General features: G+C 63.3%; 14 protein-coding genes. 5 read left to right on the top strand and 9 right to left on the bottom strand.

Annotated features, from left to right (window positions below):
- Positions 1-132: 132 nt before the first annotated feature.
- The 4 genes from IB279_RS04385 (at position 133) to IB279_RS04370 (ending at position 5,545) form a co-directional block, all read left to right on the top strand.
- On the top strand, positions 133-1,173 hold the full coding sequence (locus IB279_RS04385; protein ID WP_034801108.1) for a PotD/PotF family extracellular solute-binding protein: 1,041 nt from the start codon (positions 133-135) through the stop codon (positions 1,171-1,173).
- Positions 1,170-3,539, top strand: a complete 2,370-nt coding sequence (locus IB279_RS04380) for a bifunctional diguanylate cyclase/phosphodiesterase (protein WP_113187026.1) — start codon at positions 1,170-1,172, stop codon at positions 3,537-3,539. Before IB279_RS04385 ends, IB279_RS04380 begins: the two co-directional genes overlap by 4 nt.
- 107 nt (positions 3,540-3,646) lie before the next feature.
- Positions 3,647-4,918, top strand: a complete 1,272-nt coding sequence (purD, locus tag IB279_RS04375) for a phosphoribosylamine--glycine ligase (protein WP_192339101.1) — start codon at positions 3,647-3,649, stop codon at positions 4,916-4,918.
- A gap of 105 nt (positions 4,919-5,023) precedes the next feature.
- Entirely contained in the window at positions 5,024-5,545 is a 522-nt protein-coding gene (locus IB279_RS04370) for a plant virulence effector HPE1-like domain-containing protein (protein WP_034801101.1), read from the top strand.
- Between the two features lie 118 nt (positions 5,546-5,663).
- Here IB279_RS04370 and IB279_RS04365 read toward each other — a convergent pair whose 3' ends face one another.
- From IB279_RS04365 to IB279_RS04340, 6 genes are all read right to left on the bottom strand, one after another.
- Positions 5,664-6,167, bottom strand: coding sequence for a DUF523 domain-containing protein (locus tag IB279_RS04365; RefSeq protein ID WP_034801098.1), 504 nt, complete (start codon positions 6,165-6,167; stop codon positions 5,664-5,666).
- Between the two features lie 63 nt (positions 6,168-6,230).
- Positions 6,231-6,611 carry a cupin domain-containing protein gene (locus tag IB279_RS04360; protein ID WP_089044747.1) on the bottom strand — a complete coding sequence of 127 codons (381 nt, stop codon included), beginning with the start codon at positions 6,609-6,611 and terminating at the stop codon, positions 6,231-6,233.
- Positions 6,612-6,723: 112 nt separating this feature from the next.
- Positions 6,724-8,889 (bottom strand): glycine--tRNA ligase subunit beta, encoded by a 2,166-nt coding sequence (gene glyS, locus IB279_RS04355; protein WP_113187024.1) that lies wholly within the window; start codon positions 8,887-8,889, stop codon positions 6,724-6,726.
- Positions 8,890-9,001: 112 nt separating this feature from the next.
- Complete coding sequence (locus tag IB279_RS04350) at positions 9,002-10,942, bottom strand: DUF2207 domain-containing protein (RefSeq protein WP_192339160.1); 1,941 nt, start codon at positions 10,940-10,942, stop codon at positions 9,002-9,004.
- 109 nt (positions 10,943-11,051) lie between these two features.
- Positions 11,052-12,323 (bottom strand): 3-phosphoshikimate 1-carboxyvinyltransferase, encoded by a 1,272-nt coding sequence (aroA, locus tag IB279_RS04345; protein ID WP_113189046.1) that lies wholly within the window; start codon positions 12,321-12,323, stop codon positions 11,052-11,054.
- Positions 12,324-12,395: 72 nt separating this feature from the next.
- Positions 12,396-12,944 carry a LemA family protein gene (locus IB279_RS04340; protein WP_034801085.1) on the bottom strand — a complete coding sequence of 183 codons (549 nt, stop codon included), beginning with the start codon at positions 12,942-12,944 and terminating at the stop codon, positions 12,396-12,398.
- Positions 12,945-13,191: 247 nt separating this feature from the next.
- On the opposite strand from IB279_RS04340, the gene IB279_RS04335 reads away from it, so the two are divergent.
- Positions 13,192-13,389, top strand: a complete 198-nt coding sequence (locus tag IB279_RS04335) for a hypothetical protein (protein ID WP_034801082.1) — start codon at positions 13,192-13,194, stop codon at positions 13,387-13,389.
- Here the strand turns inward: IB279_RS04335 and IB279_RS04330 are convergent.
- From IB279_RS04330 to IB279_RS04320, 3 genes are all read right to left on the bottom strand, one after another.
- On the bottom strand, positions 13,382-13,948 hold the full coding sequence (locus tag IB279_RS04330) for an AAA family ATPase (RefSeq protein ID WP_060584102.1): 567 nt from the start codon (positions 13,946-13,948) through the stop codon (positions 13,382-13,384). The two genes, IB279_RS04335 and IB279_RS04330, sit on opposite strands and share 8 nt — an antisense overlap.
- Positions 13,945-14,901, bottom strand: coding sequence for a glycine--tRNA ligase subunit alpha (locus IB279_RS04325; RefSeq protein WP_060516372.1), 957 nt, complete (start codon positions 14,899-14,901; stop codon positions 13,945-13,947). Before IB279_RS04325 ends, IB279_RS04330 begins: the two co-directional genes overlap by 4 nt.
- Positions 14,902-15,026: 125 nt before the next feature.
- The gene (locus IB279_RS04320) at positions 15,027-15,218 is read right to left on the bottom strand and encodes a membrane protein (protein ID WP_034801076.1); all 192 of its coding nucleotides are present in this window, start codon (positions 15,216-15,218) and stop codon (positions 15,027-15,029) included.
- Between the last annotated feature and the right edge of the window lie 11 nt (positions 15,219-15,229).

Raw genomic sequence — 15,229 nt, 5'->3', positions numbered from 1 at the left:
CCATGCGGCGCCCGGTTTTCGTCTGCGCGGCAAACGGCACGCGGCACCCCGGCCACTCGTCGCAGCCCTACGTAATCATTCATCAATTTTTGCGCGCTACGGTCGTCTGACGGGCTTGGGCAGGGGTACACAATGCAGGGGCGAACGGCGATTCCGGCCTTACTGGCGACGTTGCTCTTTGCAACGGCGGCACCGGCCGAGACCCTGAACCTGCTCATCTGGGAATCCTATATCGACCAGAAGATCCTCGACCGCTGGTCGTCGATTACAGGCGTGTCAGTGCACCAGGTCTATTACGACAGCGGCGATACCCGCGACGAGGTGCTGGCCGATCCGAACAGCCGCGTCGATCTGGTGGTAACCGGCGAAAACAGCGCCGCTCTCTTCGGTCGCAAGGGCGTTCTCGAAAAAATCGACGAGACCAACGTCGCCTCGCTCAGGGACTATGACGAGAGCTGGCGCAAGCGCTGCTCCGGCCGGGGCCTGCCCTATCTCTGGGGCACGATGGGCATTCTCTACCGTTCCGACGTCTTGGCCGAAGCGCCGACCTCCTGGCAGGATCTGATGCGCCCTGCCGCTGCGCTTGCCAAGCATGTGGCCATGTACGACGACCACAACGAGGCCTTCGTCGCCCCGTTGATGCTGCTCGGCCAATCGATCAATACCAACGACAGCAGCACGCTGAAGGCCGCCTTTACGCTGATGAAGGAACAGGCCCCTTCGGTGCTCACCTACGAATACATCATCAGCGCGATCCAGAACCCTGCAGTCAGCAAGGACATCTACATGGCGCTCGGCTACAGCGGCGACCAGCACGTGCTGAACGCCAAGGCCGGCACCCCTGGCGTGTGGCGTTATGCGGTTCCGAAGGAAGGCACACTCTCCTGGCTCGACTGCATGTCCGTCGTTGCCAATTCGCAAAACAAGGATCGGGCGCTGGCGCTGCTCGACTATCTCGGTTCGCCGGGAAGTGCCGCCGCCAACGCGCTGGCGCTCAACATGCCGACGGCAAGCCGGGCGGCCCACGCACTCCTGCCGGAAGAGGTTCGCTCCGACCCGGCGATCTACCCCTCGCCCGACATTCTGGCCAAGAGCCAGTATCAACAGGAACTGTCCACAGAGTCGGTGCAACTGCGCCGGCGTATCATCAGCACATTGGCGAATTTCCAGTGAACCTCGGCAAACGCGCGCTCATCCTGATCTTTCCCGTGGTGCTTGCCGGCTATCTGCTGGCGGCGGTCTCGGTCCACGTCACGCAGAGCCGCTCCATCCGCGCGCTCGAGCATGCCAAGCTGTCGCAGCGCCTTGAACATGCGGCCGCCGTCTTCCAGAACGAGATCGGCCGCAGCAAGGGCTTTCTCAATGCGCTGCTGAACGGCAATTCGCTGCGCCAGTACGTTTCCGAAACCGATGCGAGCTACCGGGCCAATGCGCTCGGCGTCCGGCTGCAGGAGAGCGTCAAATCGCTGCTCGACGATCCGACGGGCTATGTTTCGCTCGCGCTTCTGAGTTCGGAACTCAAGTCCGAATACTATTTTGAAAACAGCTGGGATCCGTTCGCCGAGATCGACGAGGCGCAGCTCAACCTCGCCCGCCGGCTGATCCGCGAAGACAAGCTCGCCGACTGGACCTATCTCTACGAAGCGGGCCAGAGACCGCGCATCGTCTATTCGTTCTTCCTCGACCCCATTGCCTTTACCCGGCCGTTGCCGAGCAAGAAATCGAACGCCCTGCTCGTTCAGGTCGCGATCCAGCCCGACCGCTTCCTCGACATGCAGCAGGCGCTGAAGAAGGAATACGGATCCGACATCGTTCTGCAGCCCTGGCCGCAGGCCATCACCGACGACCTTTCGGCAAGCGTGCATCTCGGACCTTCGCTTTATGCGACGCTCACCGTTTCGAGCGAGCATTTCGACGCGCTGATGGCGCGGCAGAAAATCCTGCTGGCGCTCGGCGCCGTCGCCATGAGCCTGTTCTCGATCTGGCTGATCATCATGTTGATCCGCCGCTTCATCACCGATCCGATCGCCACTCTCGACGCCAATGTGATGGCCGTGATGGTGGGTGCGCGCGACGAAATCCGCGATATGGAAGAAAAGGGCGAGATCGGGCGTCTCACCGAAAACATCCGCGAACTGCACCGCCAGTCGGTGCAATCGCTGAAGCTCGTGCAACGCAGCTCCTGGACCGATACGCTGACCGGGATCAGCAACCGTGGCCACTTCAACGCACTCGCCGCCGGCGTCGTTCGCGAGGCGATCGCGGCCGGCGAGAAGTGCAGCCTGCTTTTCATCGACATCGACAACTTCAAGTTCGTCAACGACAAGCATGGTCACGAGATCGGCGACGAACTCCTGAAAACCTTGGCGGCCCGCATCGCCGAGCGGGTCGACGTGATCACCGAGCGCCGCGGCCAGAAGCCGGCGATCCTCGCCCGCCTTTCGGGCGACGAATTCGCCGTGCTGGTGCGCTCACGCCCGGGCGACGGGACGGTCCGGGAAATCTCGGGCGCCATCCTCTCGCTGTTCGAGGACGGCTTCGAAGTCTCCGACAAGCGTTATCCGGTGACCGCAAGCATCGGCGCTGCGATCTGCCCGGATGACGCCACCAACCTCACCGAACTGATCGCGAATGCCGATGCGGCAATGTATCAGGCCAAGACCAGCGGCAAGAACCGCTCCGCCCGCTACTCGCGCGCGCTTCACGACAAGCGCACGCGGCTGCGCCAGATCCAGGACGAGCTGCGCTCGCTCGATCCGGACGAACAGTTCCACCTCGTCTACATGCCGATGGTCGATACCGAGGGCCGGGTCACCGGCTGCGAGGCGCTGCTACGCTGGTACTCGCCGGTGCTCGGCAACGTCACGCCGGATGAATTCGTGCCGATCGCCGAAAGCTCAGGGCTCTTCACCAAGATCGACTGGTGGGTGATCAACAAGGCGATGTCCGACTGCGGCCAGTTGAAGGCCCTGTTCGGCCCCGAAACAGTGCTCGCCATCAACATTTCCTCGGCCGAACTGCATTCCAAGGCGATCGCCGACCACTTCGCCGACTGCCTGGAACGGCATGGGCTGGAGGCACGCTCGATCGAGATCGAGCTTACCGAAACCTTCGCCGTCAAGTTCAGCGACCAGCTTCGCCGCAACATCGATGCGCTCCGCCAGAACGGCTTCCGGCTTTCGATCGACGATTTCGGCGCCGGCTACACGTCCGTGCAGCAGATCATCGAATACACCGCCGATACCATCAAGCTCGACCGGGCGCTGGTGTCGAACCTCACCGCGTCGCATTCCCTGCCGGTATTGAAGGCGCTGATCGCGCTCTGCCACGCCAAGGACGTCGCGGTCGTCGGCGAAGGCATCGACACGCCGGAGAAACTCTCCATGCTGACGGCTGCCGGCTGCGACCTGTTCCAGGGCTACCTCATCAGCAAGCCGCTGCCGATCGAGGATCTGGCGATCTGGGCGCTGACACGCACCGCGCGTTATGCGCACGACGAAGCGCTGGACGAGCAACAGAGCCGCCGGGCCATCGCCTGAGATGTGCCGATTGCGAGAATCGCCACCCGAACTCCCGTTTTCCCTTGACCTTGCCGCCCTGCCGTCCTAACCGCAGCGCAACATTTTTCGGGATATCGGGGGCTGCAATGAAGGTTCTTCTGATCGGATCGGGTGGGCGCGAACACGCCCTTGCATGGAAGATCGCGCAGTCGCCGAAACTGACGAAGCTTTATGCCGCACCTGGCAATCCCGGCATCGCCGAAGAAGCGGAAATCATCGCCGTCGACACGGACGACCATGCAGCGGTCGCCGACTTCTGCCGCAAGGAGGCGATCGATTTCGTCGTGGTAGGACCTGAGGGTCCACTGGTCGCCGGCATCGCCGACGTGCTGCGCGCAGCCGGCATCGCCGTCTTTGGCCCCTCTGCCGCGGCCGCCCAGCTTGAAGGCTCCAAGGGCTTCACCAAGGATCTCTGCGCCCGCTACGATATTCCGACCGGCGCCTATGGCCGCTTCACCGATGCGGAGAGCGCCAAGATCTATGTGCGTGAACAGGGCGCACCGATCGTCATCAAGGCCGATGGTCTCGCCGCCGGCAAGGGTGTCACCGTCGCCATGACGCTCGACGAGGCGCTCGCCGCCGTCGACGACTGTTTCGCCGGCGCCTTTGGCGCCGCCGGCGCCGAAGTGGTCGTAGAAGCCTATCTCGATGGCGAGGAGGCAAGCTTCTTCTGCCTCTCAGACGGCAAGACGGCGCTGGCGCTCGCGTCGGCCCAGGACCACAAGCGCGTCGGCGACGGCGATACCGGACCGAACACCGGCGGCATGGGCGCCTACTCGCCGGCCCCGGTCATGACGTCAGAGATGATCGAGCGCACGTTGAAGGAAATCATCGAGCCGACGATGCGCGGCATGGCGGAAAGCGGCCATCCCTTCTCCGGCGTGTTCTTTGCCGGGCTGATGATCACCGCCAAAGGACCGGAACTCATCGAATACAACGTCCGCTTCGGCGACCCGGAATGCCAGGTGCTGATGATGCGCATGAAGAGCGATCTTCTGCCGCTTCTCTATGCCGCGGCGACCGGCACGCTCGCCGGCATGACTGTGGAATGGCGCGACGAGACGGCGCTGACCGTCGTGATGGCCTCCAAGGGCTATCCGAGCAGCTACGCGAAGAACACGCCGATTGACGCCCTCCCCGCAGCATCCGACACCACCAAGGTGTTCCACGCCGGCACAGCGATGAAGGACGGAGGCCTGGTCGCAACCGGTGGCCGTGTGCTCAACATTACGGCGATAGGGGCAAGTGCCGGCGCGGCCAAGGACAGGGCCTATGCGGCGCTGTCGGCCGTTTCCTGGGACAACGGCTTCTACCGGCACGATATCGGCTGGCGCGCGGTCGCGCGCGAGAAGGCCTGACCGGAAACCGGTCAATTCGCGGATCATTCTATTTTTACCAATTCTCCTGACGGGAAAGTAAGGGAGCGCGCATATTCTCGCCGGTAACGATCCGGGAGAAAAACGATGCGCCTGTTGCTGATCACCACCGTCCTTGGGCTTGCTGCTGGCAACGCCGCGGCGTCGTCGATCGAAGCCATCGCCTCCGGCACGACCGACAATGCCAGCGTCTCCACGGTTTCCTGCGCCGATTGCCCGCCGTTGCAGTCGCGGAAGAAGGTCACCTACGTCGTCCCGACGATCGCGGCGGGCGACGAGACGATCGAGCTCAAGAAAATCAACGGCGAGATGAAGATGGTGCGCACCGAGGCCTGGCTCGGCGGATCGCCGGTGGTGTTCGTCAGCAAGCCGTCCCACGAGATGATCAGGACGGCCGCGGCCGAAACCGACGATGCTGCAACGGTGACCGTCTCGAACATCGCAAACGACCAGAACCCGCAGGCTTCCAGGCCGGAGTTTCTTTCCATCGATCAGACCGCAAAGACCGCCGCGGTGACCCCGATCGGCGCGTCCATGGTGGCTGCGCCCGTGGCCGACGAGAGCTCACAGGATTTTGATCCGTCCACCCTCGAACTTCGGCTAGACTGATCGCCTATCGGGAAAGTTCCCTGCCCCGCTCAGCCGTCCCCTGCATTTAAAGGCTGACGGGCGTATCGCTGTAAGAGCGAGAGATTGCGCCCCTGAGAGAAGCGGGGGCGCAATCTTTTTATTGCGAGCCTTCCAATTCATCGATCCGCGCGACCAGCGCCTCTATCTGTCTGTCAGAATAGACTTCGACGCCGTTGGCGAGGAGCAAGGCGGCCGTTACGCCTTCACCCGGATGGCGCGCGCCGGAAAAGCTCCCGTCATAGACGAAACCCGACCCGCAGGACGGGCTGCCATCGATCAGGAGCGCGAAGCGACAGTCGGCTTGCCTGGCAAGCGAAAGAGCGTTTTCGGCAGCCTGTATGAACCCCTCGGTGACGTCGCCGCCGTCTATCTCCACCACCCTCGCCTTGCCGGCGAGCACGTCCTTGCCGACAGCGCCGGCGGCGATCTCGGCCGGCGGACGCGGCACCGGCATGCCGGCCGACATTTCCGGACAGATGGTCACGAGACGGCCTTCCGCGCGCCAGCGGTCGATCGCCGGGTGCAGGAGCGGCTTCGACTGGCCGTCATAGCGGACGGCATGGCCCATGAGGCAGGCGCTGACGAGAATTTTTGCGGGCATGCCTTTCTCTACTCCGGCGCCATGTCGGTCAGCAAGCGAGATCGTAGTGACCCGGACAAGGGATCAGATCCAGCGGTCGTTTTCCGCGGTGCGTTCGCCACCCTCGTGGCCGGTGTTGAGCGTGCCGCGCGGCTCGATCAAGAGCATCTTCACCTCGCGCTCCGCATAGGGCTTGTGTTCGACGCCCTTCGCCACGACGTACATTTCGCCGGGACCGAGCGTCACAGCCCCATCGCGGAAATCGATGCGCAATGTTCCTTCGAGCACGATGAAGGCCTCGTCGGTATCTTCATGATCGTGCCAGATGAAATCGCCTTCGATGCGCACGATCTTGAACTGGTAGTCGTTGAGTTCGGCAAGAACGCGCGGTTGCCACTGATCGCTGAAGAGCGAGAGTTTTTCGGCAAAATTGATCGGCTTGTAGGCCTTTGTCGCGATAGTCATCGGCTGTCTCCATCTTGCGTGATGGAGACAGCATATAGGTCGCCGGGCAGCGCGCCGCTTGAACGTTTGTGCGCGGGTGTGATGCCGCCGGTCTCCCGGCGGCGACCCGGCCTTAGCCGACGATCTTCGAGAAGTCCGCGACCGTGCCGGTGGCCGAGCGGATCAGGCCGAGCAGCGCCAGACGGTTCGCACGGATTGCCGCATCATCGTCATTGACGAGTACGTCGTTGAAGAACTGGTCGACCGGTTCGCGCAGCTTGGCCAGCGCTTCCATGGCCGAACGGAAGTCTTCCTTGGCGATCGCATCGCGTGCTTCAGCCGATGCAATTTCGACAGCCTGGTGCAGCGCCTTCTCGGCGTCGAGACGGAAGAGGCCGGCATCGACGGCGTCGGCGACGGCGGTGCCCTTCTTCTCTTCGGCTGCGAGGATCTGGGTGGCGCGCTTGGTGCCGGCCAAGAGGTTGCGGCCTTCCTCGTCGGTGATGAAGGCGGTCAGCGCTTCCACACGGCGGGCGATCATCAGCAGGTCGTCGGCTTCCGGCGTCAGCACGGCGTCGATCAGGTCATGACGGGCGCCGAGGTCGCGCAGATAGACCTTGAGGCGATCATGGAAGAAGGAGAGCAGATCGGCCGAAATGTCGTCCGCAAGCGCCGGCTTCTGCGCGCGCAGGGCGACGAGTGCCGTTTCGAATACAGGCAGCAGCGCCAGGCGCGCCTTGCCTTCCAGGATCAGGCGGATCACGCCGAGTGCGGCGCGGCGCAGCGCAAAGGGGTCTTTTGAACCGGTGGGCTTTTCGTCGATCGCCCAGAAGCCGACGAGCGTATCGAGCTTGTCGGCAAGCGCAACGGTCACTGCCACCGGATCGGTAGGCGCACGGTCAGAGGGACCATTCGGCTTCCAGTGGTCCTCGATCGCCGTGGCGACAGATCCGTTCTCGCCCTGAAGCAGGGCGTACTTGTGCCCCATGATGCCCTGAAGCTCAGGGAATTCGCCGACGGCTTCAGTGCGCAGATCGGCTTTGGCCAGCACGACGGCGCGGTCGACGAGCTTGGCGTCGGCGCCGGTGACCTTGGCAAGTTCACCAGCAAGCGCGCGGATACGCGCGACGCGTTCGCCCTGGGTGCCGAGCTTGGCATGGAAGGTAACGTTCAGCGCATCGAGCTTGGCCATGCGCTGATCGAGCGGCTTGCCGAGGTCCAGATTGAACTTCTTGGCGGATGCTTCCAGCGTTTCGAGATCCGGCAAGTTGCCCTGGTCGCGGTGCCAGAAATGCGCTGCGTCCGAAAGACGGGCGCGCACGACCTTGCCGTTGCCATGCACGATCTCCTTGCCGCCGTCCTTCGCCTCGATGTTCGAGACCAGGATGAACTTGTTGGAGAGCGTGTCGGCGCCCGGCGCGCGGGTGACGAAGCACTTCTGGTTGGTTTTGATCGTCAGTCGGATGATTTCCGAGGGGATTTCGAGATAGGCTTCCTCGAAGCTGCCCATCAGCACCTGCGGCCACTCGACGAGGCCGGAGACTTCTTCGAGCAGGCCTTCGTCTTCGACGAGCTCAAGGCCGTTGGCGAAGGCGACATTGCGGGCGTCGGCCAGGATCATTTCCTTGCGGCGCTCGCCGTCGAGAACGACCTTCGCCTTTTCCAGCTTCTCGGCATAGTCGGCAAAGCGACGCACCGTGATCGCTTCCGGCGCATGGAAGCGGTGACCATAGGTGACGTTCGAGGCGACGATGCCGTCGACTTCAAACGGGATCACATGGGTTTCCTCGGTTTCCGACCCGAAGGTGCAGACGATCGACTGCAGCGGGCGGACCCAGCGCAGCGCGCCGGGCCTGGCCGATGCCACGCCGGAACGCATCGGCTTCGGCCAGGGGAAATTGCGGATGATATCCGGCATCGCCTCGGCGATGATCTCATCGGCGGGACGGCCCGGCTTGACGATATGGGCGACGTAGAAGTCGCCCTTCTTCGGGTCGCTATGGACGTGCGCCTCGCTGATCGAGGAAAGGCCGGCGCCGCGCAGGAAGCCTTCGATCGCCTTCTCGTTGGCGTCGGTGCGCGGACCCTTGCGCTCTTCGCGAACATCGGTGGATCGGGCGTTGAGGCCGCGGATGTCAAGCGTCAGCCGGCGCGGTGTCCAGTACTCGCGCGCCCCCTCATAGGTCAGGCCCGCTTCGACCAGGGCATCGGTCAGCAGCTTCTTGAGGTCACCGGCCGCCTTGCGCTGCAGGCGGGCAGGAATTTCCTCGGAGCGGAGTTCGATAAGAAGATCGGGCATGGGAGTGACTTTTTCTGTTCCTGACGGTTGCGGCGGACTTAGCAATCTCTGGCAAGATTGTCACCAAGCGCCGCGATGAATTTGGTTTTCCAAGGGCAAGTGCGAGGCGGATTTACCAGCCGCCGCCACCACCGCCACCACCGCCGCCGCCGGCGAAGCCGCCGCCGGAAGAAAAGCCCGACGATGACGATTTGGGTGGGGGCGGCAGGGAGGACGTCATCGTGTCGGCCATGGATCCGGCAAAACCGCCGATGCGATCGCCGAAGGTGCTCGAGCCGAAGCCGTCACCGTGATACCAGCCCGGCTGATAGGCAGCGGCCGCAGCCGCCCCAGCCGCCGCGGCAAGCAGCCAACGATCGAAGGTCTCGGTCCAGGGCTTCTCGACGCCAAGCGCCACGGCGTAAGGGAGCAGCGTCTCGAAATGCCGGGGCGACATTTCGGGCGCGCCTTGCATGTTCATCCGGTCTTTCTCGGCGAGCGTCATGTATTGCCTGAGCCCGTCAATGCCATCCATCATCCGCGTTCCGAGCGGCGTCGGCGCACCCATCAGGAAGAAGAACAGCACGTTGACGAGCACGATCGCGCCGATCACGAAGAGCAGCGGCAGTTCGTCGGTTTCGGCTGCCGAATAGAAGACGGCCGCAAGGATGGTCGAGAAGATGGTGAAGGCGACGAAGCCGATGAAGGCGACCACGACGATCGACATGATCCGGCTCATCAGGCTCCTTTCGCGGCGAAGCGACTTGCCGAAGGAGACTGCGAGGATCGAGACGAAGAAGGCGATGAAAACAGGAACGATCACCAGCGGCAGGCTGTCCTCGCTGAGATCCCCGAACAGGAACACGGCCGCAACCGCCAACACCGAAAGGATGACACCGGCGACGATGTAACCGCTGTTGGCGTGGTAGTACTTGCCGCGATGCTCGCGCTCCATGGCGTTGCGGAAATCAGCGCCGGTCGCCTGCACCCGTGTGCCATGGGCGCGGTCGATGGTGAGCTTGCCGCCAGCGGCATTGACCGCCTTCATCACGGCCGCCTCGCCGGTCGGCAGCTTTTCGTCGGGTTTCTTGCCGGTGGCGGCAATGACGATGGCGTTCTTCAGGTCTTCGAGAACCACGTGGCCCTTGACCGCGAGATTGAGTGCTGCCGCCGACAACGCGGTCCAGCCCTCACCGGAAAAGCCCCTGTTGTCGATGTAATTGACGAGCGCCGGTGAGATGCCCTCCGGCGGATCCCAGCGCGGCACCATGACGCCGCGGTCCGGGTCACGCCCGGCCCTGAGCCAGGCCTGGCTATAGTAGAGCAGGACGACGGCAAGGCCGGCACCGGCGATGACGAGCGCCAGATGGTCGTGCAGCCACCAGGCATTTTCCTGGCTGGAGGTGGGCCTGTCGATGCTGCCCTTCGGCATCTTGATGGCGATCGTCAGCCCTTCGCGCGGGTCGAGACGTCGGGTGGTGGCAAAGAAGATTTCGCTGCCGTCCCTGGATGCACGCGCATCCTTGCCGGTCGCGCCATAGCCGCCAGTGAAGTAATCGAGCGCTTCGGCCCTGACGCCGTCCGGCAGCGTCACGGTCGCACTCGCCTCGTCGATCGGGAAATCCCACTCCGTACCGGTGACGTTCCAGTAGAGTTCGTCGTGATCGTCAAAGAAGCGGATCTGCCGGCCAGTCTCGTAGGTGAACTGGAAGGTATGCTCGCCCCGCTCCAGAAAGACCTCGGCCGAACCGGTGTAGATGCGGATGCCGCCGTTGATCGTCTCGGTGCGATAGGGCTCCTCCTCACCGTCACGCTCGACCGAGAGCAGCTTGAAATCGACCTTGCTGCGCTTGCCCTTCGCGTCGGTGAAGGTCAAAGGCATGTCGCGATAGATACCGCGGCGGATCTTGTTGCCCTCGACCGTCGCCGTGATCGTCTCGGTCACCGTCATCGTGCCGTCCTTGGCGACATCGATGACGGAGCGATAGGCGGAGAAGACCTCCTCCGCCCGACCGACGCCTGCCGTTGCCAGCAAAAACACCAGAACGGCAAATGCGGCAGCGAAACGGACCATGCGGATCAAGCTTTCTTCCGGTTGAGGTTCAAGACACGAGACCGGTTCTTATGGGTGAGAACGGGATGCGCGCGGAAACCGCAGACACGGCCGCACATCCCGCACGGTATCAAGGCCGGTCGCCGGTAAATTCGACGCCGAGCGAGGCGAGCGCATCCCAATAGGCCGGGTAGGTTTTGGCAACGCAGCCTGGATCTTCGATGGCGATGCCGTGGATCTTCAGGCCGGCAAGCGCAAAGCTCATGGCGATGCGATGGTCGGCGAAGGTGTCGATCGAGGCGGGCAAGGTCTGGCCGGCAAGCGTGGGATCGGAAGAGACGATCAGGTCGTCGCCTTCCTCATGCGCCAGATCCGGCCGGATCGCTGTCAGACCGAGCGACAGCGCGCGCACGCGGTCGCATTCCTTGACGCGCAGGTTGGCGAGACCGACGAAGCGCACCGGCGTCTTGTTGAAGGCGGCAAGTACGGCGATCGTCGGGATCGCGTCCTGCATCTGCGAGCCGTCGATAACGGCGGGCAGGTTCGGGAAGCTCGCGATCACCGCATGGGCGCGGGCATCCGGCTGCGAGAAGGCGTCCGGCGGAACGCCGATATCGATGGCGCCGCCGGTCAGGACTTCCGCAGCCCAGAGATAGGTCGCCGCCGAAGCATCCGGCTCTATGACATAGTCGGCTGCCTTGTAGCCGGTCGGCGCGACCTGCCAGACGGAGGGGCTCAGCTGCTCGACTTCGGCGCCGAAGGCACGCATGGCGGCAACCGTTAGGTCGATGTAACCGCGCGCGCCGATCTCGTCGCCGGCAAGCTCGATGTTGACAGGACCCTTGGCGCCGGGGGCCGCCATCAGCAGGGCCGAGACATACTGGCTCGACAGGCCGGCATCGATGACGACGCGACCGGCCGGGAAGCCGCCGGTGCCTTTGACGGTGACCGGCGGGCAGCCGGTTTCGGAGGTGACTTCGACGCCGAGCGTTCCGAGTGCTTCGACCAAGGGCTTGATCGGCCGCTTGCGCATGTGCTGGTCGCCATCGACCACGACCGTGCCATCGACGAGCGCGGCAGCAGCCGTCAGGAAGCGTGTCGCCGTTCCGGCATTGCCGAGGAACAAGGGAGCTGCCGGCGGGAGCAACTTGCCCGTGCTGGTGACGACGAAGGTGGTTTCATCCGGCTCGCTGACTTCGACGCCCATCGCGCGCAAGGCTTCCGCCATGTAGCGGGTGTCGTCGCTCTTCAAGGCACCCGTCAGCCGGCTCGTGCCCTTGGCAAGGCCGGCCAGAAGCAGCGCCCGGTTGGTGATCGACTTCGAGCCCGGCGGGCGCACATGACCGCGGAGCGGGTGGTCGGTCGGCAGGATGGTCAGTTTTTTCATGCTATCGGAGGTCATCGAATAGGTCTCTTGATGCGAATGGCGCCGCGGCGGGATCCCGCGGCGAGGAATGTTCGGGAGGCGTGGCTGTCAGAACTTGACCTGCGGCACCGCGCGGTCGGCTTCGTTGGTGATCTCGAAATAGCCGGCTTTGACGAAGCGGAAGGCGTTTGCGATCAGGTTGGACGGGAAGCTCTCGACCTTGACGTTCAAGTCACGGGCCGCACCGTTGTAATAGCGGCGCGACATCTGGATTTCGCCCTCGATCGTTTCCAGCGAGCGCTGCAGCTCGGCGAAATTCTCGTTGGCCTTGAGGTCCGGATAAGCTTCCGCCAGCGCAAAGAGCTTGCCGAGCGCCTGGGAGAGCGCGCCTTCCGCCTGGGCCCGCCCCTCGACGTCGCCGGCTGGCACCGCCTGTGCGCGGTTGCGCATGGCGATCACCTCTTCGAACGTCGACTTCTCGTGTGCGGCGTAGCCCTTCACGGTTTCGATCAGGTTCGGGATCAGATCGGCGCGGCGCTTCAACTGCACATCGATACCGGACCACGCCTCCTCGGCGATCTGCCGCGCCTTGACGAGACCGTTATAGACGAAAACCAGATACAGAATCACGACGACGGCGATTGCCAGACCGATCATAGGGCACCCTCCAAAAACTCGCGCAGAGATTAGCATTCGCTTCTCAGCTTCAAAGCGCTTTCTGCAGCATTTGGCCAGAGAAACCTGCTCCTCCCCAATTCCCGCCTGCACCGTGAACACTGTGTTTCCCGATGCCACGCCTTTTCACGTCAAAAGACCGGCTTTCCTGTTCCATCGGGAACGGCGACCGGACCGGTGATGGGCGATAGTCGGTTCATCGAACAACCCCGGAAACGAAGTGAAGACCATGAAAACGCTCGCAACTCTCATCAACGTGATCGCCTTTACGGCGCTCTTCGTTGCCTATGCGAGCGCCCATTCTCCGGAACGGCCGAGCGGTGTTCGCCGCGCTCTTCAGACCTACTCCGGTCAGGTCTATACCGGCGCCTATCCCACAATGAAGCCGTACTGCAAGAACGACGCCGGCACGACCTTCGTCATCTGACAGTTGAAGGTTCAGCGATCCGCGCCGCGATTGCCGCTGCCGCCTCATCAGCGCCGAGCGTCGACACATCGATCTCAATCAATCGGTCGCTTCTGCCGCGCAGCAGCCGGTGCGCGCGCCGCAATCCCAGAAGAACTTCCGGATCGGTCAGCTTGTGCAGCTTGCTCCGGCCGGCGCGTGTCAGGCGCTTGAGATTTTCCTCGACGTCGCAATCGATCACGACCGCAACGAAGCGAGCGCCGCGTTTTTGCGCGAGTGCGGCGCAGTCCTCGAAGGCACGCGTGTCGGTGGCATCGTCCGAGAGCGCATCGGTGAAGATGATCGACCGTTCGGCTGCCGCCCTTTCCAGGTGCTCGAACACGCTTTGGCGGACCGCCGATCGAAGCGAGCGATAAAGCGGGTCACTGCGCGCAAACAGTGCCTCGGCCGGATTGATCAGCGTGTGATTGTCGGCGAGCCGCGCGCCCAGCCTTTCAGCAAGATGGCGCGCGATCGTCAGCTTACCGGTGCCCGGCCAGCCGTTGATGTGAACGACAAGGCCGGACGGTTCTACGCTCAAGCGGCGTCCCGGTTGAGGTTCGCGCCACCGGCGTCGGTCAACAGGAAGGCTTCGCCGCAGGCCTTGGCGAGCGTGCGCACCCTAAGGATGTAGCTCTGGCGCTCGGTGACCGAGATCACGCCGCGGGCATCGAGCAGGTTGAACACATGGCTTGCCTTGATGCACTGGTCGTAGGCTGGGAAGACGCATTTGTGCAGGTGGTTGTTGCTGTGGTCGCCCGGTGCTCCGGCAGCCAGCAACGCCTGGCACTCGGCTTCCGCATCGATGAAGTGCTGATGCAGCATCGCCGTGTTGGCGTATTCGAAATTGTAGCGCGAATATTCCTGTTCGGCCTGCAGGAAGACATCGCCATAGCTGATCTTCTCGGCACCCTCGCGACCGTTGAAGTTCAGGTCGTAGACGTTGTCGACGCCCTGCACATACATGGCGAGGCGTTCGAGACCGTAGGTCAGTTCCCCCGAAACCGGCGAGCACTCGATGCCGCAGACCTGCTGGAAGTACGTGAACTGCGACACTTCCATGCCGTCGCACCAGCACTCCCAGCCGAGACCCCAGGCGCCGAGCGTCGGGCTTTCCCAGTCATCCTCGACAAAGCGGATATCGTGCAGCAGCGGGTCGAGGCCGATCGCCTCGAGCGAGCCGAGATAGAGTTCCTGCAGGTTGGACGGGTTCGGCTTCAGGATTACCTGATACTGATAGTAGTGCTGCAGGCGGTTCGGGTTTTCGCCGTAGCGGCCATCGGTCGGGCGACGCGACGGCTGGACGTAAGCCGCACGCCAGGGACGCGGGCCCAGCGCGCGCAGGGTCGTTGCCGGATGGAAGGTACCGGCGCCCACTTCCATGTCGTAGGGCTGCAGCACGGCGCAACCCTTGTCGGCCCAGTAATTGTGGAGTGTCAGGATCAGAGCCTGAAACGAGCGCTTCGGGTTCATATGATCAGGCAGAGTGGTCATGGATCGCGTCCGGATTTCTTCTAGAAAATGTGCCGGACAGGTGCCACGCCTGATGACAGGGGTCAAGCGCTACGGCAGCGGGCGGGCAAATAGACCGCAGCCACACTGACGCGTTCCGACCGCCCTCACTCGCCGTCGCGCTTCAGCCTGTATTCGCCGGTCTCCGGGTCCTGCACCAATGTTCCCTGCGCCCCGGTCTGCTCCTCGCGGCGAGCCTGTTCGCGCTGGCGCGTCAGCTTCTGGGCATCCGCCACGAACTTGCGATAGCCGAGCCAGAAGACGAAACCTGCGATCAGGAGCAGGATGAGTTGCGGCATTTTCCCTCCAA

Source organism: Ensifer sp. ENS06, from assembly GCF_014852205.1.
Taxonomy (GTDB): domain Bacteria; phylum Pseudomonadota; class Alphaproteobacteria; order Rhizobiales; family Rhizobiaceae; genus Ensifer; species Ensifer adhaerens.
Note: the sequence above shows the minus strand (reverse complement) of the source record. Positions and strands in the feature narration are given on the sequence as shown.

Bases quoted from the DNA above. Each gene is read 5' to 3' on its own strand.
- IB279_RS04385 (WP_034801108.1), top strand. From the start codon at position 133: ATGCAGGGGCGAACGGCGATTCCGGCCTTACTGGCGACGTTGCTCTTT.
- purD (WP_192339101.1), top strand. From the start codon at position 3,647: ATGAAGGTTCTTCTGATCGGATCGGGTGGGCGCGAACACGCCCTTGCA.
- IB279_RS04370 (WP_034801101.1), top strand. From the start codon at position 5,024: ATGCGCCTGTTGCTGATCACCACCGTCCTTGGGCTTGCTGCTGGCAAC.
- IB279_RS04365 (WP_034801098.1), bottom strand. From the start codon at position 6,167: ATGCCCGCAAAAATTCTCGTCAGCGCCTGCCTCATGGGCCATGCCGTC.
- IB279_RS04360 (WP_089044747.1), bottom strand. From the start codon at position 6,611: ATGACTATCGCGACAAAGGCCTACAAGCCGATCAATTTTGCCGAAAAA.
- glyS (WP_113187024.1), bottom strand. From the start codon at position 8,889: ATGCCCGATCTTCTTATCGAACTCCGCTCCGAGGAAATTCCTGCCCGC.
- IB279_RS04350 (WP_192339160.1), bottom strand. From the start codon at position 10,942: ATGGTCCGTTTCGCTGCCGCATTTGCCGTTCTGGTGTTTTTGCTGGCA.
- aroA (WP_113189046.1), bottom strand. From the start codon at position 12,323: ATGACCTCCGATAGCATGAAAAAACTGACCATCCTGCCGACCGACCAC.
- IB279_RS04340 (WP_034801085.1), bottom strand. From the start codon at position 12,944: ATGATCGGTCTGGCAATCGCCGTCGTCGTGATTCTGTATCTGGTTTTC.
- IB279_RS04335 (WP_034801082.1), top strand. From the start codon at position 13,192: ATGAAAACGCTCGCAACTCTCATCAACGTGATCGCCTTTACGGCGCTC.
- IB279_RS04325 (WP_060516372.1), bottom strand. From the start codon at position 14,901: ATGACCACTCTGCCTGATCATATGAACCCGAAGCGCTCGTTTCAGGCT.
- IB279_RS04320 (WP_034801076.1), bottom strand. From the start codon at position 15,218: ATGCCGCAACTCATCCTGCTCCTGATCGCAGGTTTCGTCTTCTGGCTC.